The organism is Anaeromyxobacter oryzae (assembly GCF_023169945.1).
Classification (GTDB): domain Bacteria; phylum Myxococcota; class Myxococcia; order Myxococcales; family Anaeromyxobacteraceae; genus Anaeromyxobacter; species Anaeromyxobacter oryzae.
The window spans coordinates 1,735,873-1,760,056 of sequence record NZ_AP025591.1 but is presented as its reverse complement, the minus strand read 5'-3'; the positions used below and the strand labels follow the sequence as shown (position 1 = coordinate 1,760,056).

The window sequence follows — 24,184 nt, the reverse complement described above, 5'->3', positions numbered from 1 at the left end:
GTCCGCTTGAAGGCGCTGTCCCTGGGCGAGCTCCGGGAGCTCCTGCAGAGCGCCGCGTTCGCCGCGTGGTGGACCGATCACGCCCGCGCGGTGTCGGCGCTGGTCGACGCGCGCCTCCGTCACGACGAGCTCGTGGCGCAGTCCGAGCTCATGGACCTGCGCTCGGAGCTCGCTCAGCGCGCGGCCATCGACACGTTCTCCGCCGCCGGGGGCGCCGAGGACGACGCCGCGAAGACCGGCGTCGCCGCCCAGGCGCTCGAGAACGCCGCCCTCGAGCTCGTCGGCCGGTACGAGGAGCAGCGGCTCCGGACCTCCGACCTCTGGGTCCGCCTCGGCGGCACGGAGCGGGCGCTCGACGAGCGCCGCGAGGCCGCCGCGGCCGCGTCGCGAGACGCGGAGCGGTCGCGGACGCACGCGGAGGCGGCGCTCAGGGCCGCCGAGCGGCAGCACGCCGCGCTCCGCGACGCGTACGGCGTCGAGGACGGCAAGCGCACGAGGCTGTGGGACGAGATCGAGGCGATCTGGGGCCGGAGCTTCGAGCGCGCGCTCGTCGTCGCCGAGCAGGCTGCGCACGCGCGGAAGGTGCGGCGCAGCGCGGAGCGGCTGTTCGAGGAGGCCGAGGAGCGGCGGCGGCGCGCCAGGCAGCTCCGGGGCGAGGCGGAGGCCGCCGGCCGCGCCGTCGCCGAGGCGGAGGCGGGCCGGCGCTCGCTCCTCGACCGCGCCTCCGCGGAGCTCGGGTGCCTCGCAGGGGAGTCCTTCCTCTACTTCCGGCACCGCGACGACAAGCGCACGGCCTACGCGGTCGCCCTCGCCGACGATCCCGACGGCGCCGTGCAGGTGAAGGCGCTCGGGATCTACGCCGTCGGCCGCCGCGGCGTCGCCGCGCTCGAGCCGGCGCGCGAGGCGCCGCCCGTCCCGGCCGCCGGCGGCGGCGGCGGCGAGCCGCTCGAGAACCACAGCCCCGGCGCGCGGCAGGCGAAGGCGGGCGACGGGCCGGCCTCGCCGCCCGCGCCCGCGAAGCCATGACCGTCGCCTCGAGGCGCTCCGCCGATCGTCGCCGGGCGCGCCGGCGCGCTCCACTCCGCTGCGCGAGGCGGATGCCCTCGCGCGCCGTCCCGAGGGAACACCCATGAACGAGCTCCTCCTCGCGATCGCGCTCGGGGCGGGCGCGCTGTCCAACTTCCCGCGGGAGACGGGCGGCAAGATCGCCCACCCCGGCGTCGGCGTGGTGCTGGGCGGCGCCCCCGCGGTCGTCGTCGCCGCCGGCGATCTCCTCACCGGCTTCCGCGCGGACGGCAGCACGCCGGCCGGACTGCCCATCCAGCTCGGGCCGGACGAGGTCGCGAGCGGCGCGGCGGCGGCGGCGGACATGGACGGCGACGGCCGCGTCGAGATCGGGGTCGCGACCGCGTCCGGGAAGGTGTTCCTCTGGAGCGGCGGGGTCGTGCCGGGGTTTCCGGTCCAGCTCGGCGCGCGCGTGAAGGCGGCGGTCTCGTTCGGCGACGTCGACGGCGACGGGCGGCCCGAGCTCCTCGTCGGCGACGACAAGGGGCGCGTCCACGCGTTCAAGCGGAGCGGCGCCGAGGCGAAGGGCTGGCCGGTGTCGGTGGGGCGCACCGTCACGAGCGCCGTGTCGTCGGCGGTGTTCGCCGGCGGGCGCAGCGTCGCGTTCGGCTGCGAGGACGGGCGCGTCGTCGTCCTCGACGCCTCGACCGGGCGCGCGCGGTCGGGCTTCCCGCTCGCGACGCACTTCACGGTGACCGGGGCGCCGGTGTTCGTGGATCTCGACGACGACGGCCAGATGGATCTCGTCGTCGCGAGCCAGGACTTCTCCGTGTACGCGGTGAGCGCCAAGGGCGAGCCGCTCCCCGGCTTCCCGGTCCCCGCCGCGTACCGCCTCTACGAGGCCCCCGCCATCGCGGATCTCGACGGCGACGGCCGCCTCGACGTGATCTTCGCGTCCGCCGACGGCATGGTCCACGCGGTGGACCGGACCGGGAAGCCGCTCCCCGGCTTCCCCGTCCGCGCGGGGAGCCGGATCTTCGGCGGCCCGGCCGTCGGCGACCTCGATCGCGACGGCAGCCTCGACGTGGTGGTGGCCTCCGCCGACGGCGCGGTCCACGCGTTCTCCCGGACCGGCAGGGCGCTCAACGGCTTCCCGGGGACGACCGGCGACGAGGTGACCGCGACGCCGCTCCTGCTCGACCTCGCGGGCGACGGCTCCCTGTCGGCGTTCGTCGGCGTCGCCTCCGGCGACCTGCATGCGGTGCGTGCGGCGCACCTCGGCACCGGGGTCGCCGCCGTGCCGTGGCCCGGCCCCGGCCGCGACCCCGCCCGGAGCGGCCGCTACGGCCCGAACCCACCGACGTACAAGGATCTCCGGCTCGAGCCGGCGCGGCCCCGGATCACGGACGCGCTGGTCGGGCGCTGGCGCGGCGTCTGGCTCGACGCCGCGCCGGGCGAGCCGGCGCCGCCGCCGCGGATCGAGTGGCTCCGCAACGGGACGCCGGTCCGGGAGCTCGACGGGAAGCGCGAGGTCCCGGCCGGCGCGACGCGGCACGGCGACCGGTGGCGGTTCGTCGTCTCGTCTCCCAGGGGCGAGTGGAAGGGGGAGGGCCCGGAGGTCACGGTCACGGACAGCCCGCCCGGCGCGGCGCAGGTCGCGCTGCAGCCCGAGACGCCGACCCGCGCCGGACCGGTCCGGGCGATCGTGACGAGGCCCGCCTCCGACGCCGACGGCGACGCGATCACGTACCGGGTCGAGTGGCTCCAGGACGGCCTCGACACCGGCGCGACCGGCGAGACGTTCCCGGGCGACCGGATGAAGAAGGGCACCCTCCTCACGGCGCGCGTGATCGCGTCCGACGGCCAGCTCGAGGGTCCGCCCGCGCTCGCGCCGGCGCGCGTCGGGGACACCGCGCCCGGTCCGGTGGCGGTGACGCTCGATCCGGCGCTGCCCCGGCGCACGGACCTGGTCCACGCGCGCGTCGACCACCCCGCGACGGACGTCGACGGGGACGCCGTCGCGTATCACTATCGGTGGAAGGTGGACGGGCAGGTCCGGAACCTCCCGCTCCTCGCGGCGCAGCTCCCCGCCGGCCTCGCCCGGAAGCACCAGCGGGTGACCCTCGAGGCGCGCGCCTTCGACGGGCAGCTCGAGGGCCCGCCCGCCTCCGTCGAGCTGGAGGTCCAGAACTCGCCTCCGTCCGCGCCGAAGGTGCTCGTCGTGCCGGCGCGCCCCCGCAAGGGCGAGGCGCTCCGGGCGACGTTCGCCGTCCCTGCGGCGGACGCCGACGGCGACGCGATCGGTTACCGGTTCACCTGGCGAAAGAACGGCCAGCCGCTCGCGGTCGGGGGCGACGGCCGCGAGGTCCCGGGGACGGAGGTCGCCCGCGGTGATCGCTTCGAGGTGACGGTGGTTCCGAACGACGGCGAGGTGGACGGGCCGGCGGGCACGGCCAGCGTCACGGTCGCGAACACGCCGCCCTCGCCGCCGCGCATCGCCGTCGAGCCCCGCCGGCCGAAGGGCGGCGAGACGCTGAAGCTCGTCGTCCTCGAGCCGGCCCGCGACGCCGACGGCGACGACGTCCGGCTCGCGATCGCCTGGACGCGCGAGGGCCGCCCGACCGGGACGGGCGCGGAGACGCTCGCGCCCATCGACTACAGGAAGCACGAGCGCATCCGGGTCGTGGTGACGCCGCGCGACGGCGAGGAGGCCGGCGAGCCCGTCGCGTACGAGGTCGTCGCCGACGACGCCCCGCCCACCGCGCCCGTGGTCGCGTTCGCCAGCGAGCGGCCGACGGTGACCGCGCCGCTCCAGGTGCTCCTCAGGCAGAAGGCGCAGGATGCCGACGGGGACACGCTCCGGTACCGCTACCGGTGGCTCCGGGACGGCGCGCCCGTCGCGCAGCCGGACGGGACCGAGGCGTCGCGCACGCCGCCGTTCTGGACGGCCGCGGCGGAGGTCCCGAGGAGCGAGCTCCGCAAGGGGCAGCGCTGGGAGGTCGAGGTCCAGGCCTATGACGGCGAGCGCTACGGCCCGTCGGCGCGCGCCGCGGTCACCATCGCGAACAGCCCGCCCGCCGCGCCGACGCTCGCGTTCACGCCGGAGCGCCCGCGACGGGTGGACGGCATCGGCGTCTCGCTGACGCAGCCTCCCGACGCGGACGGCGACGTCGTGACGTACCGGTACGCCTGGACGAGGAACGGCGAGCCGTGGCAGGCGCCGCCCGATCAGGCGCGGGTGCCTCGCAACGTCGCGAAGAAGGGCGAGCGCTGGGTGGTCGAGGTGGTCGCCACCGACGGCGAGGCGGAGGCGCCCCCGACGCGCCTCGAGGTCGTGGTCTCCGACACCGCGCCGGGCCCCACCTCGATCACGCTCTGCGACGGTCCCGTGCCCGTGGGCACGGTCCCGCAGGCGCGGATCGTCACCGCCTCGACGGACGGCGACGCCGACCCGATCACGTACCGCCACGACTGGACGGTGAACGGGAAGCCGGTCCCCGCCATGCAAGGCCAGGCGCGGCTCACCGCGCCGGCGCTCCGCAAGCACGACCTCGTGCGCGTGGTGGTGACGCCGTGGGACGGCGAGCTCGCCGGCCCGCCGGCGGTCGGCGAGTGCGAGGTGGCGAACACGCCGCCGGTCCCCCCGGCCATCGCGCTCGAGCCGGCCGAGCCGACCGCCCGGAGCGGCGTGCAGGTCGCGATCCGCAAGCCCTCGACCGACCGGGACGGCGATCCGATCCAGTACCGCTACACGTGGACCCGGAACGGCGTCCCCGCCGGCCAGGAGGGGGCCGCGATCCCCGCGGGCGTCCTCCGGCACGGCGAGGTCTGGCGCGTCGAGGTCCGGCCGTTCGACGGCGAGGAGGAGGGCGAGCCGATCCTCGCGGCGGTGACGGTGAAGAACACGCCTCCGCCCACGCCCTCCGTCCTCCTCCGCCCCGAGGCCGCCGCCGTCGGCCAGGCGCTCACGTGCGACACGCAGGTCCCGCACCGCGACGCCGATCAGGAGCCGGTCACGGTCTCGTATCGCTGGTACCGGAACGATCGGCTGGATCCGCTCGCCGAGGAGAACGCGTACCTGCCGGCCGGGGTGATCCGGCGCGGGGAGCGGTGGCGCTGCGAAGCGTGGGCGAGCGACGGGTTCGCCGAGAGCCCGCGCGTCAGCGCCGAGCTCACCGTGAAGAACAGCCCCCCGGGCGCGCCGCAGATCGTGGTCGAGCCGGACCGGGCGCATCGCGACGACGACCTCGTCTGCCGGATCGCGGTCCCCTCGGCGGACCCGGACGGCGACGCCGTCGCGTACGCTTACGCGTGGTGGCGCAACGAGCGACCGATGCCGGCGGGCGCGGACCCGGCGCGCGTGGAGGCGTCGCGGATCGCGAAGGGGGAGCGGTGGCGCTGCGCGGCGACCCCGAGCGACGGCGCCCTCGCCGGTCCGGCCGGGAGCGCGGAGAAGGTGGTGTCGAACACGCCGCCTGGCCCGGCGCGCGTCCGCCTCGAGCCTGACGCGCCTCACGGAGGGCAGAGCCTCCGGTGCGAGATCACCGGAAGGAGTGAGGACCCCGATGGCGACGCGGTGCGTTATCGGTACACCTGGTTCCGGAACGGCGCCGCGCAGCCGTTCGCGGAGACCTCCGTCGACGTTCCCGCCCGGCTCGTGAAGGCCGGAGATCGCTGGCGTTGTCAGGTGATCCCGACCGACGGGGAGGAGGATGGCCCTCCTGGGGGGAGCGAGGACGTCCTGGTATCACCCGGCCCGGAAGACGGCCTCTCGATCGTGGGACGGCCATAGGGGCGAGCCCTCCGTTGACCTCTCGCTTCCAACCTTGTAGTCTTCCGAGACTTTTTCGATGGGTACGCTTGCCGGGAGATCCCTTTGAGCCTCAAGATCGCTGGTCTGCTCGTCGCCGGTGCGCTCCTCGCGGGGCGCGCCTCTGCCCAGACCTCCGCCGTGCCACTCGCTTCGGTGAGGGGCACCGGTCTGACCGACTCGGAGAAGCTCGAGAAGTCCGGTGAGCACCTCGACCGGATGAAGGCCTCCCTGCGCCAGGTGCTCGGCCGGGTCGAGGAGGCCCGCAACGAGAAGGACGTCGTGAAGCTGAACTGCGTGAACGAGAAGCTCACGCAGATCAAGGCGCTCCTCAAGGTCGCGGAGCAGGCGGACATCTCGCTGCACGAGTCGATCGCGAACAAGGACCAGGGCGCAGACACCGAGTTCTCGAAGATCGGGATCGCGGGGACCAAGATCGAGGCCCTCCGCGGCGACGCCCAGCAGTGCATCGGGCAGCTCGCGTACGTCGTCGACGAGCGGACCACGGTCGAGGTCCAGCAGCCGGACGGCTTGCCCCAGCGCGACGTGACGAGCCGGTTCGCTCCGAGGTCGCCGTGGGTGACGCCGCCGGTGGTCCGGCGGCCGCCGAACGCGAGCCGCTACTACTAGCCACGCGCGAACCGCGGGCGGGAATGGGGCTCAGGGGCTCCATCGGGCCCGGTGTGACGTTCGCCGGGATCGCAGCAATTCCTCGCGAGGCGAGGGGAGCGTGAGGGACATGTCGAAGCGGGCGAAGGCACTGCTCGGAGCGTTCGTCGCCGTGGTCGCGGCGGGAACGGCGTCGTCCGCGGTCGCGGACGCGGGAAGCGGGATTCGACTCGGCGGCAGCGATGGCCGGCTCCATCCGTCGCTCGAGGTCGAGTCGCGGAGCGACTCGAACGTCATCTACTGGACGCCCGGCCAGAGCGTCTCGGACGTCATCCTGCACATCCGCCCCGGGCTCACGCTCACCGTTCCCGGCGAGCTCACGGCGGTCGATCTCCACGCGGCGCTCGACTGGGCGCAGTACCTCGGCGTCGAGGGTCACACCTCCGACCTCTCCCGGCTCTACGGCGATGCCTCGCTCGGCATCGGGGTGAACCGGCGCGGCCAGCTCGGGCTCGAGCTCAACGACGACTTCTTCCGCCGCAGCAACACGTCCGTCATGTCGTTCGGCACGGCGGTGATCGCGAACAACAACGCGCTCCGGGTCGCGATGCCGTGGAAGCCCGGCGGCGGCGCCCTGCTCCTCACGCTCGGCGGCGAGTGGGAGCTCGAGACGTACGAGCCGTACGCCACGCCCACCCTGTGCGGGACCGGCGAGCTGATCTGCGAGCCGGGCCTCGTGTCGAAGTTCGGGTGGAACGAGCTCCGCGGGACGGGCGAGCTCAAGTGGAAGTTCCTCCCCCGCACGGCGGTCGTGCTCGACGGCAGCTACTTCTCGCGCCTCGCGAACGACAACGTGTACTCGCCGGACCTGTCCGGCTTCCGGACGGAGGCCGGCCTCACCGGCCTCGTGACGCAGCGGATCGCCGGCACGGTGAAGGCCGGCTACGGCCAGACCTTCGGCAACGAGGCGCTCCGCACCTGGCTCGCGAACGCCGAGTTCGAGTGGCTCGCGACCGAGACCTCCGCCGCGCGCGTCGGATTCAGCCACGACTACGGGACGGATCCGGGGTGGATCCTGTCGCTGTTCCAGTCGAACCGCGTCTACGTCGACGGCCACGTCCTGCTGGGCGGCCGGTTCACGGCCCGGCTCGGGGCGAGCCTCGAGCGCCGCGAGTACGAGAGCGTCGCCGCACACGCGACCCTGTTCCGCATCGAGCCCGCCTTCGAGGCGGAGGTCACGCGCGCGTTCCGGGCCGTGCTCGGGTACGCCTACACCGACCGCGCCTCGAACGTGCCAGCGGGCACGCTGGGCCTGCCCGGGTACAACTACTCGAAGAACGAGTTCTGGCTCCGCGGCGTCGTCTCCTACTAGCGGGCGGGCGGACGCCGGGCGCTCCGTTGACGGGCCGACCGGCGTCCGGTACGAAGTTGCCGCTGCTGCCCGTCCCCATGCTCCCACGCCTCCTCCTCGTCGCCTCCGTGCTCGCCGCGACCGCGTGCGGGCACGCGCGCTCCACCTCGCTGCCGGCGCCCGTGGCCGCCGCGCCCGCGGTCGCGTCCACGCTCGGCGCGGGCGACGTCCTGGAGGTGCGGGTCTTCCAGGAGCCGGAGCTGTCCGGCGTCTACCAGGTCGGGCCGCAGGGCGACGTCATGTTCCCCCTGTGCAAGCAGGTGGTCGTCGACGGGCTCACCGCGAACGGCGCGGCCGAGAAGCTGCGCGCCTGCCTCGCGAACGGCTTCCTCCGGGATCCGCAGGTCTCGGTCCTCGTGAAGGAGTACAACTCGAAGAAGGTCTTCGTCTTCGGCGAGGTCCAGAAGCCCGGGACGTTCCCCTACCAGGACGGCATGTCGATCGTGCAGGCCGTCACCATCGCGGGCGGGTTCACGAAGACGGCCGCCCAGAACTCGACGTCGGTCACCCGGCGGGTGAACGGGACCGAGTCGAAGGTCAAGGTGAACGTGCAGGACATCGCGCTCGGGAAGGCGCCGAACTTCACGCTCGAGCCCGGGGACATCGTGTACGTCCCCGAGAGTCTCTTCTAGCGGGGGCTGCGCCCCCGCCCCGCCGGCAAAGCCGTCGGGGCCCCACCCCTGCTGCGTGGGGCCCGTGACCGCTCGCGCCCGCCTTCGCGGGCGCGCGAGCGGTCCGGCGGTCCCCACGCGGAGGGGCTGCGCCCCTCCCCCCGCCTGCGGCGGGGTCGCCCCTCCCTGCGATCCGGCGGTTTCCTCCTCCGCCGTGCGCAGCGAGCTCTCGCCGCCGCTAAGCTCCGGCCGTGCCCTCCGCGCTCGAGGCGCTCGCCGCCGAGATCGTCCGCTGCCGCGCCTGCCCGCGGCTCGTCGCCTGGCGCGAGGAGATCGCGCGCGTGAAGCGCCGCGCCTACCGCGACGACGAGTACTGGGGACGGCCGGTGCCGGGGTTCGGGGATCCCGCCGCGCGCATCGTGCTCGTGGGGCTCGCGCCCGGCGCGCACGGCGCGAACCGCACCGGGCGGATGTTCACCGGCGACGCGTCGGGGGACTTCCTCTACGCGGCGCTCCACCGGGCCGGCCTCGCGAGCGCTCCGGCGTCGCGCGCCCGGGACGACGGGCTCACGCTCACCGGCGCGTGGATCACGGCGGCGGGCCGGTGCGTGCCGCCCGCGAACCGTCCCGCACCCGCGGAGCTCGCCCGGTGCGCGCCGTTCCTCGATCGGGAGCTCGCGCTGCTTCCCCGGATCCGCGTGATCCTGGCGCTCGGCGCGATCGCCTGGGACGCCGCGCTCGCCCACCTCGCCCGCGGCGGGATCGCGGCGCCTCGGCCGCGGCCGCGGTTCGGCCACGGGGCGGAGCTCCGGCTCCCGGGCGCGCCGGCGCTCCTGGGGAGCTACCACCCGTCCCGGCAGAACACGCAGACCGGGCGCCTCACCCCGGCGATGCTCGACGCCGTGCTCGTCCGCGCTGCGGCGCTCGCGGGGTGAGTCCGTCCTCGCGTCCCTCCTCCCCCGGCGGCGGCGCAACCGGTGGCCGGCGCGCGGCCGCTCCGGTCGGCGGGCGGCCGCCGCCCGCGATCCGAGGAGCGCCTTCTCGCGGGATCCTGCACGTGGATCCCTGGCACGCGCCCTGCTGAACGGCCGTGCATGCTCGTCCGCGTCCGCTCCGGCGCCGTCCTCGGCGTGAGCGCCGTCCCCGTCGACGTCGAGGTGGAGGCCTCGCTGGGCTTCCCGGGCTTCCACCTCGTGGGGCTCGCCGGCGGGGCGGTGCAGGAGGCGAAGGTCCGGGTCGCCGCGGCGGTGCGGAACCTCGGCGTGAAGCTGCCGTCGAAGCGCTTCACGGTGAACCTCGCGCCGGGCGATCTCCGGAAGGAGGGCACCGGGTTCGATCTCCCGATCGCGGCCGGGCTGCTCGCGGCGACGGAGGAGCTGCCGCCGGAGGCGCTGGAGGGCATCCAGCTCGTGGGGGAACTCGGGCTCTCGGGCGAGGTGAAGCCCGTGCGCGGCGTGCTCCCGCTCGCGATCGAGGCCCGCCGCGCGGGGGCGCGGGGCCTCGTCGTCCCGGAGCCGAACGCCCTCGAGGCGGCCGTCGTCGAGCGCCTGGACGTGCTCCCGGTCCGGCACCTCGGGGAGCTCGTCGCCTGGGCGCGCGGGCACGCGCCGCTGCCGCCCCGCGCCCCGGCGGCGCCGGAGCCGCCCGCGTCCCCGCTCGATCTCGCCGACGTCGCCGGGCAGGAAGCCGCGAAGCGCGCGCTCGAGGTCGCGGCCGCGGGCGGCCACAACCTGCTGTTCTTCGGTCCGCCGGGGAGCGGGAAGACCATGCTCGCGCGGAGGCTCGCGGGGATCCTCCCGACGCTCACGTTCGAGGAGGCGCTCGAGGCCACCGTGGTCCACAGCGTCGCCGGGCTGACGCGGCACCGCGGCCTGCTCGTCGAGCGGCCGTTCCGGGCGCCGCACCACTCCATCTCCGACGCCGGGCTCGTCGGCGGCACCAGCTCGCCGCGCCCCGGCGAGATCTCCCTCGCGCACCACGGCGTCCTCTTCCTCGACGAGCTTCCCGAGTTCCGCCGCCACGTGCTCGAGGCGCTCCGCCAGCCGCTCGAGGACGGGGAGGTGACGATCGCGCGTGCCGGGCGGAGCGTCACCTACCCATCCCAGCTCATGCTCGTCGCGGCGATGAACCCGTGCCCATGCGGACACCACGGGGATCGCACCCGCGCCTGCCGCTGCACGGCCCACGAGCTCCTCAAGTACCGGCGCCGGATCTCGGGGCCGCTCCTCGATCGCATCGACCTGCACGTCGACGTGCCGCCGGTCGCGCCGGGGCAGCTCGGCGGGGCCGGCGGCGGCGAGCCGAGCGCCGAGGTCCGCGACCGCGTCGCACGGGCGCGGAGGCTCCAGCTCGAGCGCGTCGGGACGCGGGGGGCCCGCTGCAACGCCCGGCTCCGCGGCGCGGCGCTGCGCCGGTTCTGCGCGCCCGACGACGCCGGCCGGCGCCTGCTCGCGGACGCGGTGGCGCGGCTCGGGCTCTCCGCGCGCGCGCACGACAAGGTGCTGCGGGTCGCGCGCACGATCGCGGATCTCGCCGGCGCGGAACGGGTCTCGGCCGAGCACGTGGCGGAGGCGATCCAGTACCGGGTCCTCGATCGGCCCACCTGACCGCCGCCCGCTCCGGGCGGCCTTTCACCCCCGCGCGCGGCGCGGAGAAACCGAGGCGAGACGTGACGAAGCTCAGCGAGAAGATGAAGGCGCTCGGCCAGGCCCTGGCCGGGATCGAGAAGCAGTTCGGGAAGGGCAGCATCATGCGCCTCGGAGACGGCGCGGAGCCGGCGCCGGTCGCGGTCGTGCCGAGCGGCTCCATCGGGCTCGACGTGGCGCTCGGCGTGGGGGGCCTGCCCCGGGGCCGCGTCGTCGAGATCTACGGGCCGGAGTCGTCGGGCAAGACCACGCTCGCGCTCCACGCCATCGCCGAGGTCCAGAAGGCGGGAGGGGTGGCGGCGTTCATCGACGCGGAGCACGCGCTCGACGTGACCTACGCGCGCAAGCTCGGGGTGAACCTCTCGGAGCTCCTCGTCTCCCAGCCGGACACCGGAGAGCAGGCGCTCGAGATCGCCGAGCAGCTCGTCCGGTCGGGCGCCTGCGACCTCGTCGTGGTCGACTCCGTCGCCGCGCTCGTCCCGAAGGCGGAGATCGAGGGGGAGATGGGCGACGCGCACATGGGCGTCCAGGCGAGGCTCATGAGCCAGGCGCTCCGGAAGCTCACCGCCGTCGTCTCCCGGAACGGCTCGCTCGTCGTGTTCATCAACCAGATCCGGATGAAGATCGGCGTCGTCTTCGGCAACCCGGAGACGACGACCGGCGGCCACGCGCTCAAGTTCTACGCCTCGGTGCGGCTCGACATCCGCCGGATCGGCCAGGTGAAGGACGGCGACTCGGTGATCGGCAGCCGGACGCGGGTGAAGGTGGTGAAGAACAAGGTGGCGCCGCCGTTCCGCGAGGCGGAGTTCGACATCCGCTACGGCGTGGGCGTGGACCGGCACGCCGAGGCGATCGACCTCGGCGTGGAGCGGGGGCTCGTCGAGAAGTCCGGCGCCTACTTCGCGCTGGACGGAGACCGGATCGGCCAGGGGCGCGAGCGGACCATCGAGTGGCTCCGGGCGAACCCCGAGGCGTTCGAGCGGCTCGTGGCCCGGCTGCGGGAGCCGGCGGCGGCGCCGGCAGTGGCGGCGGTCGCGTAGGAGTGCGGTCGGCGGGACCAGGCGGCGGGGAGACCGCTGCCTTCGCGGGGCAACGATCGGTTCCGGTGGAGCCGGCGCGAGCTTTCGAAGGGCCTCACTGACGATTCCTGGCCCACTCCTGTGCCCCCCGGTGTCTGCGCTCCCCAGAACCGGAAGACGGGCGAGGCCCGGCGACCAGATCGCAGTCGAGGGAGGTCACCATGAGAAGAACGCCTGGAAACGGGAGGAAGTGGATCAGCAGCGCTGGCGATGCCACCGTGCGGGTAATGGGGTGGGTCGTGATCGCCAGCATCGCAGCGCTGGCCAGCCCCGACGGCGGTCGAGCGGCCGCCGCCGCCGAGTCGCTGCCGCCGGAGTGCGCCACCGAGGCAGCGGAGATGCCAGGGAACCCGCCACAGCACCCGGCGAGCTGCCACGGCAACCCGAACTTCAACGCCGACGGGATGGCCGTCATGAGCCGCGGCGACGTCGCGTCGCTTCCGGCACCGCTCAAGAATCAGCTGGCGCGCCTCGCTTGCCGACCGCATAGCACCTTGCCGATCCAGTTCTACGGCGAGTCGGACACCCCGAGCCAGCTCTTCCAGTACTACCTCCTGGACACCAAGAACTTCGAGCCCAACGTCTTCACGGCGCGGCTCCCGGGCGTCAACGACACGGCGATGTTCACGGCGACCGGCGCCAACTGCGGATTGCCCACCGTCGCCGCGGTGCGCCTCGTCCTCGAGCCCAAGCCGGGGCTCCCGAACAACCCCGACGATCCGCGGGCTTTCATCGACATCATCACCGACCTCTCCGGCGTGTTCGTCATCAACAACGAGAGCGGCTGGTACGAGGGTTGGATGATTCACGACCTCCGGGTGGCGCAGGTCGCTCCGCCCGGCCCGGACGGCCATGCGAAGTTCGGGACGATCACCTCGGGAGACGCCGCCCGGCTCGCGAAGATGGGCAGCGGCAACAACGTGCCTGGCCACACCTTCACCGTCGACGGCAACGCGCCACACTTCCCGAGCGCGAGTGATCACTTCCCGGACAAGGTCACGAACGTGGTGCCGATCCAGCTGAGCATGGGTGCCTACAACGCCCTCCAGCAGTCCGATGCGCACCAGTACTGGGAGTTCAACTACACGACGAACTGGATCCACCCGCTCTACGAGCTTCCCTTCACCGGCGGCTTCCCCGATCACAAGGCGACCGATCCCGCCGAGACCTTCCAGGAGGGCCAGATCGGTCGCGAGGCGTCGATCGTCCCGGGGAACCGGATCGGGCTGAACCAGGACAAGCAGCGCACCGTCAAGTTCGGCGACGACCCGAGCCGGCCCCGCGATCCCGACCTCTTCGACGCCGACGTCGACTCGCAGCGCGAGTTCCGCCAGCGCTTCATCCCGAGCGGCCTGGCGCGCGAGGTGCTCCTGAACGCCTTCGAGCGCTTGAGCTCCTTCCGCTCCGGTATCACGGACCTCCAGCAGCGGCTGGAGGAGAGCTACAAGGCGGCCCTCGACGTCGCGGACACCAACCACGACGGCATCATCTCGGCGGCAGAGGGCGACATCGACACCTGCAACCCGAACTGCTTCCCGGCCACGCCCAGCGACGAGTGCCCCGTCAGCGACAACTCGTGCCTGTACCTGTCGCCGCGGAGCTATGACCGCTTCGCGGTCACGCGGGAGATCAACGACGGCTACATCGCTCCGCGCTTCGCCCCCAGCCAGCGGGCCTGGGTGCTGTCCGGCAGCAAGGTGGACGTGTCGCCGGCGGTCAACGCCTCCGAGGGCCGCGACAGCGATGACCGCTGAGGGCCAGGGAGACGATGCGGGTGGGCGTCATGGTGGCCACCGCGCCGAGGGATGCGGTGGCCACCACGCATCGTCGAGCCCGTCAGCGCGGAGACGCGGGGCGGAGGCGGGTGCGCGCGAGGCGGCGCCGGTGAGCGACGAGCGGCTCGTCCTCTGGGAGTTTGGGCGCGGACTTCCTCGTCTACGTGGGCGGTCGCTAGGCATTTTAGGTTCGACATCCGCTACGGCGTCGGCGTGGACCGGCACGCCGAGGCGATCGACCTCGGCGTGGAGCGGGGGCTCGTCGAGAAGTCCGGCGCCCACTTCGCGCTCGAGGGGGAGCGGATCGGGCAGGGGCGCGAGCGGGCCATCGAGTGGCTCCGGGCGAACCCGGAGGCGTTCGAGCGGCTCGTGGCCCGGCTGCGGGAGCCGCCGACGGTGCCCGCGGTCGCGGCGGTGGCCTGAAGGGACTGGCGCGCGTGAGCAGGAGGGGGCGCCAGCCCCCTCTAGAAGAAGAAGTAGCGGAGCGTGATGTTCGTGACCCACCGGTCGTGGTTCAGGAGCGCGGGCGTCTTGAGGCCGCCGATGTCGAACGGATGGCCGAAGTGGACGCGCAGCAGGAGGGGGCCGAACAGCACGTTGAACCCGAGCACGCCGGTGAGGGTCCGGGACTCCCAGGCGCCGGGCTGGACGATGACGCGGTTCACGTCCCGCTCGGTCCCGAACTTGTTGAACACGCCGCCGAAGTCGAAGGCCGCGACGCCCTCGATGTAGTCGAAGATGAGGAGTCGGATGAGCGTGTCGAGCGGGAACTGCAGCTCGGCGTTCACGATGTAATAGTGCTGGCCGATGAGGAACGCGAGGTCGCCCGGGCTGTAGCCACGGAGGTTGTCCGCGGACGTGATCCACCAGCTCCGCTCCCACACCCGGCTCTGCTCGTTCGGCGAGAACGTGGTGCCGCCGGCGAACCGGAGCTCGAAGTTGGAGCGGCCGATGATCTGCCAGTAGTGCTGTGCGTCGACGCGGGCGAAGCCGTGGACCGCGTTTCGGCCCGGGAGGTAACCACCCCCGAGCTCCAGGAGCAGGGAGCTTCCCGCGAGCGGACCCGTGTACTGATCGTAGCGGATGCTGTCGTACCCGTACCGGATCGCCGGGTTCATCGTGAAGTTCACGCCGCCGTTCTGCCGCTGCCAGTTCAGGTTCGCCACCCCGGGCGTGTCGCCGTACGCGGGGCTCGGGCTCGAGATGCCCTGGCAGACGAAGAACACCTGGCCCGTGAAGTCGGTCAGGCAGTACCGCTGGACGCCGCCGAGCGTCAGCTCGAACTCGAGGCGGCGGAAGCGATCGAGCGGGTACCGCAGCGCGCCGATCACGCCGAAGTCACGCTGGTAGTAGGCGAGGTTCGGATCGAGGGGATCGAGCTGCTGCTGCACGAAGTGGAACGCGCCGAGGACCCATCCCCTGCGCCTGGCGCGGTTCTCGAACAGCACGAGCGCCTGCGTGTAGTTGAACGATCCGTAGACCGACAGGTCCACGAACAGGACGTGGTCCCGCAGCATGTCGGAGAAGAGGACCGCGGCGCGTCCGGCGACGGAGCTGCCCGCGCCGCCGCCGTACACGAAGCCGGCCTCGGGCCGCCAGTTCCGGATCGAGAGGGCGTCGTACTCCGAGATGTGCTCGGAGAAGTCGGCCTGCGGGATGGGGAGCACGTCGCCCGACGGCGGCGCGACGGGGGTGGTGGCGCCGTCGAGCCACGCGACCTTCGGGACCTCCACGAGCTTGAAGTAGCCACCGTAGAAGGTCGCCGCGAAGATCCCGCGCGCCTTCGGCGCGGGTGAAGGGCTCGTGAGGCCGGTCGTGAAGTCCGTGAGCTGCTGGACGGTGCCGTCCTTGAGGAGGTACAGGTCCGGCTTCCCGTTCGCGTCGGACGAGAACAGGACCGAGCCGTCGGCCTGCGGGCGCGGGTGGCGATCCGTCGCCGGCGCGGTCGTGAGCCGCGTGCGCGCGCCGCTCGCCGCGTCGATGCGGAAGAGGTTCATCCGCCCGTGGTCGGTCGCGTCGGAGGTGCAGTAGATCCCGTCGGGACCCCAGGCGAGATCGCGCTCGGCGTAGCCGTCGTTCGTGAGGCGGCGGGCCTCGCCGCCGGTCACCGGCACCACGTAGATGTCCTGCTGCCCGTCGCCGGAGACGCCGACGAACGCGATGTGGCTCGCGTCCGCGGAGAACGTCGGATCGCCGATCTGGACGAAGACGCCGCCGCCGGGCGGGTGGATCTTCAGCGCGTGCCGCTTCCCGAGCTGGAACCGCGGCGTGCGCCCCTCCTGGAAGATGTGCCGGAACCGCTGCACGTACAGGGTGTCGCCGATGCCCGCCTGGGCGGAGAACGCGAGGACGCCGTTCGAGATGGCCGTGACGCCGTACTCGATGGGATGGAGCGACTCGATCCCGGGGACGCTGTCCGAGGCGATCTCGACGGCGGAGCGTGGATTCCGGGTGTCGAGCAGGTACAGCCGGGCGCGGCCGCGCTCGCGGTCGATCCCGCGGACCAGCATCAGGGTGCCGTCGCTGGTGGCGCTGTAGTCCTCCGGCTCGGTGGGCAGCTGGCGGATCTCCCGGAGCTGCGGGAGGTCCTGCTTCGCCCGCATGTACTCCGGGTAATAGCGCCGCTTCAGCCACGCCTTCCAGCGCGCGTCCACCTGCTCCATCGGCTCGTTCAGCACGCGCCGGACCAGCGCGCCGAACCCGCGGATCGAGCCGCCGCCGGGGCCGCCGCCGTCGCCGAGCAGGTACGCGTTCTCGAGGAACGCCTGGATCTTCTCGCGGCCGTACTCCTCCGCGATGAACGCGATGCGCGCCTGGCCGAGCTTGTAGGTCGGGATGTAGCCGCGGAGCCGATCCTCCGCGAACGAGAGCACCTCGTACCCGCGCCGCGGATCGGGGTTCCACACCAGGTCGCGGAGGTAGAGATCGGTCTCCACGTCGATCCCGCCCTTCGAGTAGTACTCGGCGATGCCCTCGATGAACCACAGCGGGAGGAAGTTGATCGGGGAGACCATGTCCTCGGCGCCGGCCTGGTCGAGGAGCTTCTGGATGGTGAACTGGTGCACCATCTCGTGGGTCGAGACCTCGATGAACTTCGAGTGATCGCCGAAGTACGGGACCGTCATCTTGAGGTCCTGCGGCGAGGTCACGCCGAGGACCGACTCGGTCACCTGGAAGACGTTCTGCGTCTGGAACTCGCGCTGCGTGGCGTAGAGGATGTACGGGATCCGCTTCGTCGGGTTGTAGTGGAAGGCCTCGACGAGCCGCGCGTACGCGCTCTGGATCGCCGGGAGCGCCTTCCGCGCCTGGGCCGTCTCGCTCCGGTAGAAGTACAGCCGGATGCCGCCGGGGCCGCCGCCCGGTGGCGGGACGTCCTCGTACTCCCACCGGAAGTCGAACCACGCGACCTGGTTCTGTCCCGGCCGCTCCGGCAGGATGAACACCTGGTCGAGGTCGCCGGGCCGCTTCCGCTCGACCTCGCGGCGGTCGAGCCGGTCCATCGTGGAGAGCGCGTCGCCGATCGACGGCGGCCTGAGCTGGAAGCTCTGCGCCTCGCTCGCGAACGGGACGAGGAGGACCCAGAGCGCGAGCAGGTGTCTTGGCATGAGAGGGAGCTTGCCTAGGCGAATCGGGGTAAGCGAGCGAAGGATACCCGTTGGGCAGAGGGGCCGCACGTCATTCCCGTGGGATGTGGAATCTGTCCCCGTTCACGCATAGTATGAAGTGCCCAGACCCGGGCGGGTCCTCCTCGAGGGCGAGCCCGAGGGTCACCTGTCCCGCGCGGGTGAAGCGCGCCCGGTACCCGCCCTTCACCCGGCACCGCAGCGCGCCGTCAGCGCCGAGCACGAGCGTCGCAGGGTCGAGCGGCTCGGCGCTCCCGTCCGACAGGCGCAGCGTCGGCGCGCCGCCGGGCGGGTCGAGCTCAACGCCCCGGACCGTGTACGGTGCGTCGACGACCTCGACGTACCCGCGCTCGCGGCCGATCGCCACCTCGTACCGCCCGTCCTCGCGCAGCCGGAGCGAGCGGTGGAGCACCTCGAGCGTGCGGCGGTGGGTGATGGGCTCGCCTCGGTGGAGGAACCGGCCCTCCGCGTCGATCGAGAGCCCGCTCCGGGTGCGAAGGAGCTCGAGCGCGTCGTCGTCCGGATCCGCCACGCCGGGATACTAGGCCGCCGGCGCGCGCGCCGCCGCGCCCCCGTTGCGCAGCGGCGAGACGGGCGGTAGACCCGACGCGTGACCACGACCGAACCCGCCGTCCGGATCCGCTGCACGCCCGAGGCGGAGCCCCGGGCCCGCGCGGCCCTGGCCCGCGGCGGCTTCGAGGCGGAGCGCGTCCTCACCTGGCTCGTCGTGCGCGACGCCTCGCCCGACGCCGTGAACGAGGCGCTCGCCGCCGGCGGCGCCACCGTTCGCACCGTCGTCCGCGAGCGGATCGGGCAGCTCGTCGGGTGGCTCCTCGATCGCGAGGGCCGGCTCGAGGGGCGCGGCGTGAACGTGCAGACCCTCGTGCGACGCGTCCTCGACGAGGGCGGGCACGCGGCGCGTTACGCGCCGCGCCCGGTGCCGGAGCTGCTCGCGGCCGCGGCGCGGCTCCACGAGGAGCTCATGGCGAGCGGCGCCGCGATGGTGACCTGGCCGCGCTTCGTCGAGCTCTTCTGCGAGCGGCGGCCGGACGTCGCGGCTTGACCGCTACCGCAGCGCGAGGCGCAGGAGGTTCAGCGCCTCGTAGGCCGCCTGCCGGCGGATCCGCTCCCGGTCGCCGCGGTACTGCCTCTCTACGTGCACGGTCCCGGCGGCGCTCGCGAGGGCGACGTGCACGGTCCCCACCGGCTTCTCCGGCGTGCCGCCGGTCGGGCCCGCGATGCCCGTGATCCCGACGCCCCACGCCGCGCCGCCGACGCGCCGCGCCCCCTCCGCGAGGGCGCGCGCCACCGGCTCGGAGACGGCGCCCTCCACGGCGAGGACGCCAGCGGGGACGCCGAGGAGCCGCTCCTTCATGGCGTTCGCGTAGGCCACCACGCCGAGGTCGATCACGTTGGACGCGCCCGGCACGCGCGTCACGAGCTCGGCGAGGAGGCCGCCGGTGCAGCTCTCCGCGAGCGCGACGCGCTCGCCGCGCGCGGCGAGCCGGGCGACGACGAGCTCGGGGAGCTCCTCCTTCGCCTCGCCCCAGACCGCCTCGCCGAAGATCGCCCGCACCGCGTCGCGGATCCGGTCGGCGCGCGCCGCCGCGTCCGGGCCCGGGACGGTCCACTTCACGTGGACCTCGGGCCAGTGCGCGCGGTAGCCCCAGCGGACGCCGGCGTTCGCGGGGTCGTCCATCACCGGCCGCATCGCGTCGTCCGCGTGCGACTCGGGGACGCCGAAGAGCTTCAGCACGCGGGCCGCCGGGACGTCGCCGAGCCGGGCCGCGAGCCGGGGGAGGACCCACTCGTCCGCGAGCCCCTTGAACTCCAGCGGGACGCCCGGCAGGCACACGACCTCGCCGCGCGCGACCTTCACGGCGAACCCGGGCGCCGTGCCGAAGCGGTTCGGGATCACCTCCGCGCCGCGAGGAAACATCGCCTGCTTCCGGTTGTTGGGCGTCATCGTCCGACCGAACTTCCGGAAGCGCTCCTCGATGACGCGGAGCGAGGACTCGTGCAGCTCGAGCGGGACGCCCAGCACCGCCGCGACGCACTCCGCCGTGAGGTCGTCCTCGGTCGGCCCCATGCCGCCGCTCATCACGACGAGCTCGGCGCGGGCCGCCGTCTCGCGGATCGCGGCGACCAGGTCGGCGCGGTCGTCGGCGACGAGCGTCTTCCGGCGCACCATCACGCCGAGGTCCCAGAGCCGGTCCATGAGCCAGGTGGAGTTCGTGTCCACCACCTGCCCGGTGAGCAGCTCGTCCCCGGTGGAGAGGATCTCGACGATCACGGCGCCACCCCCGTGCACCACCAGTGACCCGGGCAGCCCGCGAGGAGCCGCAGCGCGACGGCGACGAGCTGGAGCGCGCACCACGCGAAGACCCCGGCGGCCACGTCGTCCATCATCACGCCGAAGCCGTTCTTCACCCGGTCGAACGCCGACGCAGGCCAGGGCTTCAGGACGTCGAAGAGCCGGAACAGCAGGAAGCCGACGAGGGCGGCGGGCCAGGAGAACGGCACGAACGCCATCGTGACGAGGTACCCCACGACCTCGTCGATCACGATGGGCGAGGCGTCCGCGATCCCCCAGTACCGCCCGGCGCGCTGTGCGGCGGCGACGCCCACGGCGCAGAGCAGGACGGTGAAGACGAGCGCCTGCGGCGCGTCGAGCCACCGGTCGAGCGCCCAGTAGAGCGGGATCGCGCCGAGGGTGCCGAACGTGCCCGGCGCGACCGGCGCGTAGCCGCACGGACCCCACGCGGCGAGCAGCACCCATGGGCCGGGCGGTCCTTGCGGGCGGGGACCGCTCCGCTGTCCGCGGGCGCGGATTCGCTGGAGGAGCGGGGCGGGGGTCGGGGCGGACGGTGCGGGCGCGGGACCGGGCGACGAGCTCACGCCCTAGATGTACTCGTCCTGCTCCGCCTTGTCCCCGTCCACGTCCTCGGGATCCGGCTCCAGGGCCTCGTCGGCCTCGAGCTCGGCGCGCAGCGCCGGCGGGAGGCGGCCCCGGTCGAGGGCCGGGCGGGCCTTCTCGAACAGCGACTCCGCGATGCCCATCGCGATGTACGCCCCCATGTAGACCACGAGGACGAACGAGGCGCGGGTCGCGACGCCCACCGCCACGCCCACGGCGCAGAGGAGGACGAACACCATGAGGCTCCGCGCGGAGAGGTGAAGGTCCTTGAACGTCCGGTAGCGGACGGTCGAGACCATCAGGAAGGAGAGGAGGATGACGACCACGAGCACCGGCGCGCGGGTGGCCGCGTCGGTCGCCGCCCCGAACTCCTTGTAATGGGCGATGACGAGGGCGGTGATCGCGCCCGCCGCGAGCGGGATCGGGAGGCCGACGAAGAAGCGGGACGAGCCCTTGTCTCCACGCTGGGCGAGGACGTTGAAGCGGGCGAGCCGGAGCGCCCCGCACGCCGCGAAGGAGAAGGAGAAGAAGAGGCCCACGAAGCCGAGCGGCGCGAGCGCCCACTTGTAGACGAGGAGCGCGGGCGCGGCGCCGAACGAGATGACGTCCGCGAGGCTGTCGAGCTGGACGCCGAAGTCGGACTGCGTCTTCGTCATCCGGGCGACCCGCCCGTCGAACGCGTCGAAGAACATCGCGAAGAAGATCGCGAGCGCCGCCTGGTAGAGCTGGGCGGGGGTCGCGTCGCCGGCGCAGAGGGTGAGCGCGTAGAAGCCGAGGAAGATCGAGCTGACCGTGAACAGGTTCGGCAGCACGAACATCGCCTTGCGCAGGTTGATCTGCATGGACGCGCGATCCTCCTCGGCGCCGGGGCCGGAGGGGCCCGCGGCCGGCGCGCCGGGCGCCGGGCGGATCGCCGGGAACGGGCCGATCCACCGCAATTTGCTGGGCAGGCTGTCACGCGCGGAGGCGTTTGTCGAGGGCAGGCCGGGCGGCGGTTCAGCGGCCGGGGCGGCAGGGCTCCGCGACCCGCTCGCCGCGTCCGAGCGTCACGCGCGCACCGGAGCCGCAGTCCACCCACAGCACCGGGTCCGTCCGCCACCGGTTCATCCGCGCGACGGCCTGCGCGCCGCTCGCCGCGACGACCGACGGGCCACGGCCCGAGCACACGTTGCCGACCAGCTCGGCCCGGGCGGCGTCGACGAGCACCAGGCAGCCGGCCTCGCCCCCGACGGCGTCCACGCCGCGGAGCGTCACGCTTCCACCCGAGGCCTCGACCGCGGCGCCACCGCACCCGGTGAGGGTCGCCGCCGAGAGTGCGGCCGTGCCGCGCCGGACGTGCAGGCAGTCGCCGAGGATCGCCTCCACGTCGGCGGCCGGCGACACGTGCACCTCGGTCGCGCCGGCGACGTCGACCGCGGAGGCGCGCAGGACGCCCGCGCCGGTCACCGCGATCCCGGACGGCCCCGGGCTGCGCACGACGACGTCGTCGAGCTCGGCCTCGCCGCCCGCGATCGTGATCCCCGCCTCCTCCGCCCGCCCCGTCACCGCGAACCGCCGCAGCACGAGCGCGCCGGAGAGGAGCGCGACACCCGCCAGGTCGCCGCGCGCGGTGCCCCCGGTGAGGTCGACCCGGCTCTCGCGCGCGAGCAGCGCGTACCGCCCGAACAGGTCGACCCGCCGCCCCTCGAGCCCGCCGCCCTGCACGAACGCGCCGACCTCGCCGCCGGCGAGCACCGCGTCCTCGACGACGGCGCGGCCGCCGAGCACCTTCAGCGCCGATCGCGCGCGGCCGGCGCGGAGCGCGAGGCCGGCGAGCTCGACCTCGCCCGCCTCGACGACGAGCGCGTCCTCCCCCTCCGGCGCGATCACCTCCGTGACGCCGACCCCGGCGCCCTCGATCCGCAGCGGACCATGGCGCCGCCCGAGGGAGGCATGGTGCTCGCCGGGCCCGAGCCGGATGACGTCACCCGCACGCGCGCTGGCGATCGCCTGCGCCACGTCGCCGCCCGCAGGGACGTCGACGACCGCGGCAAGCACGAGCGCCGACGTCGCTGCCATGATTTCGATCACGATCACGCTCCGAGGCGCGCGCCCCGCTCGTTTGACCCGGCCGCGCGGACGATGTTTGATCGGGAAGCTTGCCACGGCGGCTCACGAGCCGCGCGAAGGATCCCGGGGGAGGGTGAGGGATCGGCGCCCTGGAGCTCTCCAGGGCGCTTTTTTTCGTCCGCGGCCGCCGCGGCGGCGCGGTCACTTCCCGCCGGACGCCGCGTGAATCGCGCCGAGCCCGAGCCAGGTCAGGGGATCCTCGGCGACGCCGCCCTTCCAGACCTCGAAGTGCAGGTGCGGGCCGGTGGCGCGGCCCGTCCGTCCCACGAGCCCGAGCGGCTGGCCGGGGTCGACCGCGTCGCCCGGCGCGCACAGGATCGCGGACAGATGGCCGTAGCGGGTCGTCACGTCGCCGGGGTGGCGGACCTCGACGAGGAGCCCGTAACCGCCGGTGAACCCGGCGCGGACGACCCAGCCCGCCGCCGCGGCGGAGACGACCCTGCCCTTGTCCGCGGCGAGATCGATCCCGGCGTGCTGGCGCCGCTCGCCGGTGAGCGGGTCGACGCGGACGCCGAACACCGAGGAGAGCCCCGCGTCCTCGACCGGCCAGCGCAGCCGCGACGGCGGCGGCCGGGTGAACAGGCCGAGGCCGAGCGCGCGCGCGGTGTCGATCCGGATCGCGAGCCGGCGGACGCGCGCTGCCACCGCGGCGGCGAGCGGCGCGGGCGCGACGCCGAAGCGCCGGCCGTCGTAGTCCCACTCCGCCTCGACGGTGACGCGCGCGCGGACGAGCTCGAGGAGCGGCGTCTGCGGGAGCGCGCGGGCGAGGTAGCCGTCCAGCTCGCCGAGGAGCGCCTGCCACGCGGAGGCGGCGTCCTCCGGGAAGGCGTGCGCCGGCCCGGGCCGCCCGCGGCGCGAGCGCGCCTCGGCTGCGAACCGGACCAGCGCCGCGTCGATGGGTGGGCCGTCGGGGCGCTCGGTCGCGATGGACTCGGGCGCGGGGACGGCGACGGGCGGCAGGGCCAGGCCGTCCGGCTCCGTCGGCTCGGCGGGCACCGCGAGCGGCGGCGTCTCCCTCGGCGGCGTCGCCGGGCCCGCGAGCCCCGCCTCGGCGAAGCTCATCTTGGGCCGCGAGCCGGCGCAGCCGGCCGCGAGCGCCGCCGCGAGCGTCAGGGCGAGGTGGGTGGAGGTGTTCCGCGCCGGCACGGGCTTCGGATCGTAGCACGGGGGCGCGCGCCGGCTGCGCGCCGCGCCCGGTCCTCCTGGCGTCGCGTCACCGCTACTGCAGGTCGATCTCGGCGACGCGCGCGCCGTCGTCGATCACGTAGTACACGCGGGCGCGCTGGCCGGCGGACAGCGCGGACAGGGACCCCGCGGGCTTGCCGTCCGCGGAGAAGACCTGCACGTCCGGTCCGACGCGGTACACGATCGGTCCCGCGGGCGTGTTCATGCGCAGCTCGGAGCGCTGCGCGTCCACCGAGAGGATGGTGCCCGTATCGCACTTCGTGGCGTCCGTCGGCACGACGAGGCGGGGCGGCGGGTACGGCAGGCCGCCGAGGACGAGCGCGCCGACCAGGGCGAGGAGGTTCATCGCGCGAGCGTACACGGGCGGCGGCCCGGCGGTCGAGGAGGGCGCCGGCCGGGTGCGGT

The 24,184-nt window shown here is 74.0% G+C and carries 19 protein-coding genes; 11 read left to right on the top strand and 8 right to left on the bottom strand.

From position 1 onward, the window contains the following. Nucleotides 1-6: 6 nt before the first annotated feature. From AMOR_RS07715 to AMOR_RS07670, 10 genes are all read left to right on the top strand, one after another. Nucleotides 7-1,026 (top strand): hypothetical protein, encoded by a 1,020-nt coding sequence (locus AMOR_RS07715; RefSeq protein WP_248360230.1) that lies wholly within the window; start codon nt 7-9, stop codon nt 1,024-1,026. Between the two features lie 103 nt (nt 1,027-1,129). Further along, a complete protein-coding gene (locus AMOR_RS07710) occupies nt 1,130-5,797 on the top strand; it encodes a PQQ-binding-like beta-propeller repeat protein (protein ID WP_248360229.1) in 4,668 nt (1,555 codons plus the stop codon). A gap of 84 nt (nt 5,798-5,881) precedes the next feature. After that, entirely contained in the window at nt 5,882-6,445 is a 564-nt protein-coding gene (locus AMOR_RS07705) for a hypothetical protein (protein WP_248360228.1), read from the top strand. Nucleotides 6,446-6,554: 109 nt separating this feature from the next. Continuing rightward, entirely contained in the window at nt 6,555-7,796 is a 1,242-nt protein-coding gene (locus AMOR_RS07700; RefSeq protein WP_248360227.1) for an outer membrane beta-barrel protein, read from the top strand. 77 nt (nt 7,797-7,873) lie between these two features. After that, nucleotides 7,874-8,467: a polysaccharide biosynthesis/export family protein gene (locus AMOR_RS07695; RefSeq protein WP_248360226.1), complete on the top strand. Its 594-nt coding sequence runs from the start codon at nt 7,874-7,876 to the stop codon at nt 8,465-8,467. A 230-nt stretch (nt 8,468-8,697) separates the two neighbouring features. Continuing rightward, nucleotides 8,698-9,381: a uracil-DNA glycosylase gene (locus tag AMOR_RS07690; RefSeq protein WP_248360225.1), complete on the top strand. Its 684-nt coding sequence runs from the start codon at nt 8,698-8,700 to the stop codon at nt 9,379-9,381. A gap of 159 nt (nt 9,382-9,540) precedes the next feature. After that, nucleotides 9,541-11,052 carry a YifB family Mg chelatase-like AAA ATPase gene (locus AMOR_RS07685; protein WP_248360224.1) on the top strand — a complete coding sequence of 504 codons (1,512 nt, stop codon included), beginning with the start codon at nt 9,541-9,543 and terminating at the stop codon, nt 11,050-11,052. Nucleotides 11,053-11,114: 62 nt separating this feature from the next. Continuing rightward, a complete protein-coding gene (gene recA, locus AMOR_RS07680) occupies nt 11,115-12,131 on the top strand; it encodes a recombinase RecA (RefSeq protein WP_318653856.1) in 1,017 nt (338 codons plus the stop codon). A gap of 278 nt (nt 12,132-12,409) precedes the next feature. Beyond that, complete coding sequence (locus tag AMOR_RS07675; RefSeq protein ID WP_248360223.1) at nt 12,410-13,924, top strand: EF-hand domain-containing protein; 1,515 nt, start codon at nt 12,410-12,412, stop codon at nt 13,922-13,924. Nucleotides 13,925-14,158: 234 nt separating this feature from the next. Then, nucleotides 14,159-14,368, top strand: a complete 210-nt coding sequence (locus tag AMOR_RS07670) for a hypothetical protein (RefSeq protein ID WP_404800950.1) — start codon at nt 14,159-14,161, stop codon at nt 14,366-14,368. A gap of 41 nt (nt 14,369-14,409) precedes the next feature. Here the strand turns inward: AMOR_RS07670 and AMOR_RS07665 are convergent, their stop codons facing one another. Further along, complete coding sequence (locus AMOR_RS07665; protein ID WP_248360222.1) at nt 14,410-17,550, bottom strand: TolB-like translocation protein; 3,141 nt, start codon at nt 17,548-17,550, stop codon at nt 14,410-14,412. 70 nt (nt 17,551-17,620) lie between these two features. Continuing rightward, the gene (locus AMOR_RS07660; protein WP_248360221.1) at nt 17,621-18,100 is read right to left on the bottom strand and encodes a DUF1285 domain-containing protein; all 480 of its coding nucleotides are present in this window, start codon (nt 18,098-18,100) and stop codon (nt 17,621-17,623) included. A 78-nt stretch (nt 18,101-18,178) separates the two neighbouring features. Here AMOR_RS07660 and AMOR_RS07655 point away from each other — a divergent pair, with 78 nt between their 5' ends. Further along, nucleotides 18,179-18,631, top strand: coding sequence for a hypothetical protein (locus AMOR_RS07655; RefSeq protein WP_248360220.1), 453 nt, complete (start codon nt 18,179-18,181; stop codon nt 18,629-18,631). A 3-nt stretch (nt 18,632-18,634) separates the two neighbouring features. On the opposite strand, the gene AMOR_RS07650 is transcribed toward AMOR_RS07655, so the two are convergent. From AMOR_RS07650 to AMOR_RS07625, 6 genes are all read right to left on the bottom strand, one after another. Beyond that, nucleotides 18,635-19,861, bottom strand: coding sequence for a competence/damage-inducible protein A (locus tag AMOR_RS07650; protein ID WP_248360219.1), 1,227 nt, complete (start codon nt 19,859-19,861; stop codon nt 18,635-18,637). Continuing rightward, nucleotides 19,858-20,466, bottom strand: a complete 609-nt coding sequence (locus AMOR_RS07645; protein ID WP_248360218.1) for a phosphatidylglycerophosphatase A family protein — start codon at nt 20,464-20,466, stop codon at nt 19,858-19,860. Before AMOR_RS07645 ends, AMOR_RS07650 begins: the two co-directional genes overlap by 4 nt. Nucleotides 20,467-20,469: 3 nt before the next feature. After that, the gene (gene pssA, locus AMOR_RS07640) at nt 20,470-21,327 is read right to left on the bottom strand and encodes a CDP-diacylglycerol--serine O-phosphatidyltransferase (protein WP_248360217.1); all 858 of its coding nucleotides are present in this window, start codon (nt 21,325-21,327) and stop codon (nt 20,470-20,472) included. 154 nt (nt 21,328-21,481) lie between these two features. Next, entirely contained in the window at nt 21,482-22,543 is a 1,062-nt protein-coding gene (locus tag AMOR_RS07635) for a hypothetical protein (RefSeq protein ID WP_248360216.1), read from the bottom strand. A gap of 192 nt (nt 22,544-22,735) precedes the next feature. After that, entirely contained in the window at nt 22,736-23,740 is a 1,005-nt protein-coding gene (locus AMOR_RS07630) for a M23 family metallopeptidase (RefSeq protein ID WP_318653855.1), read from the bottom strand. 73 nt (nt 23,741-23,813) lie between these two features. Next, nucleotides 23,814-24,125: a hypothetical protein gene (locus tag AMOR_RS07625; RefSeq protein ID WP_248360215.1), complete on the bottom strand. Its 312-nt coding sequence runs from the start codon at nt 24,123-24,125 to the stop codon at nt 23,814-23,816. Nucleotides 24,126-24,184: the final 59 nt, after the last annotated feature.

Excerpts from the sequence above, each read along its gene's own strand:
- AMOR_RS07710 (WP_248360229.1), top strand. The coding sequence starts at position 1,130 with ATGAACGAGCTCCTCCTCGCGATCGCGCTCGGGGCGGGCGCGCTGTCC.
- AMOR_RS07700 (WP_248360227.1), top strand. The coding sequence starts at position 6,555 with ATGTCGAAGCGGGCGAAGGCACTGCTCGGAGCGTTCGTCGCCGTGGTC.
- AMOR_RS07695 (WP_248360226.1), top strand. The coding sequence starts at position 7,874 with ATGCTCCCACGCCTCCTCCTCGTCGCCTCCGTGCTCGCCGCGACCGCG.
- AMOR_RS07685 (WP_248360224.1), top strand. The coding sequence starts at position 9,541 with ATGCTCGTCCGCGTCCGCTCCGGCGCCGTCCTCGGCGTGAGCGCCGTC.
- AMOR_RS07665 (WP_248360222.1), bottom strand. The coding sequence starts at position 17,550 with ATGCCAAGACACCTGCTCGCGCTCTGGGTCCTCCTCGTCCCGTTCGCG.
- pssA (WP_248360217.1), bottom strand. The coding sequence starts at position 21,327 with ATGCAGATCAACCTGCGCAAGGCGATGTTCGTGCTGCCGAACCTGTTC.
- AMOR_RS07635 (WP_248360216.1), bottom strand. The coding sequence starts at position 22,543 with ATGGCAGCGACGTCGGCGCTCGTGCTTGCCGCGGTCGTCGACGTCCCT.
- AMOR_RS07625 (WP_248360215.1), bottom strand. The coding sequence starts at position 24,125 with ATGAACCTCCTCGCCCTGGTCGGCGCGCTCGTCCTCGGCGGCCTGCCG.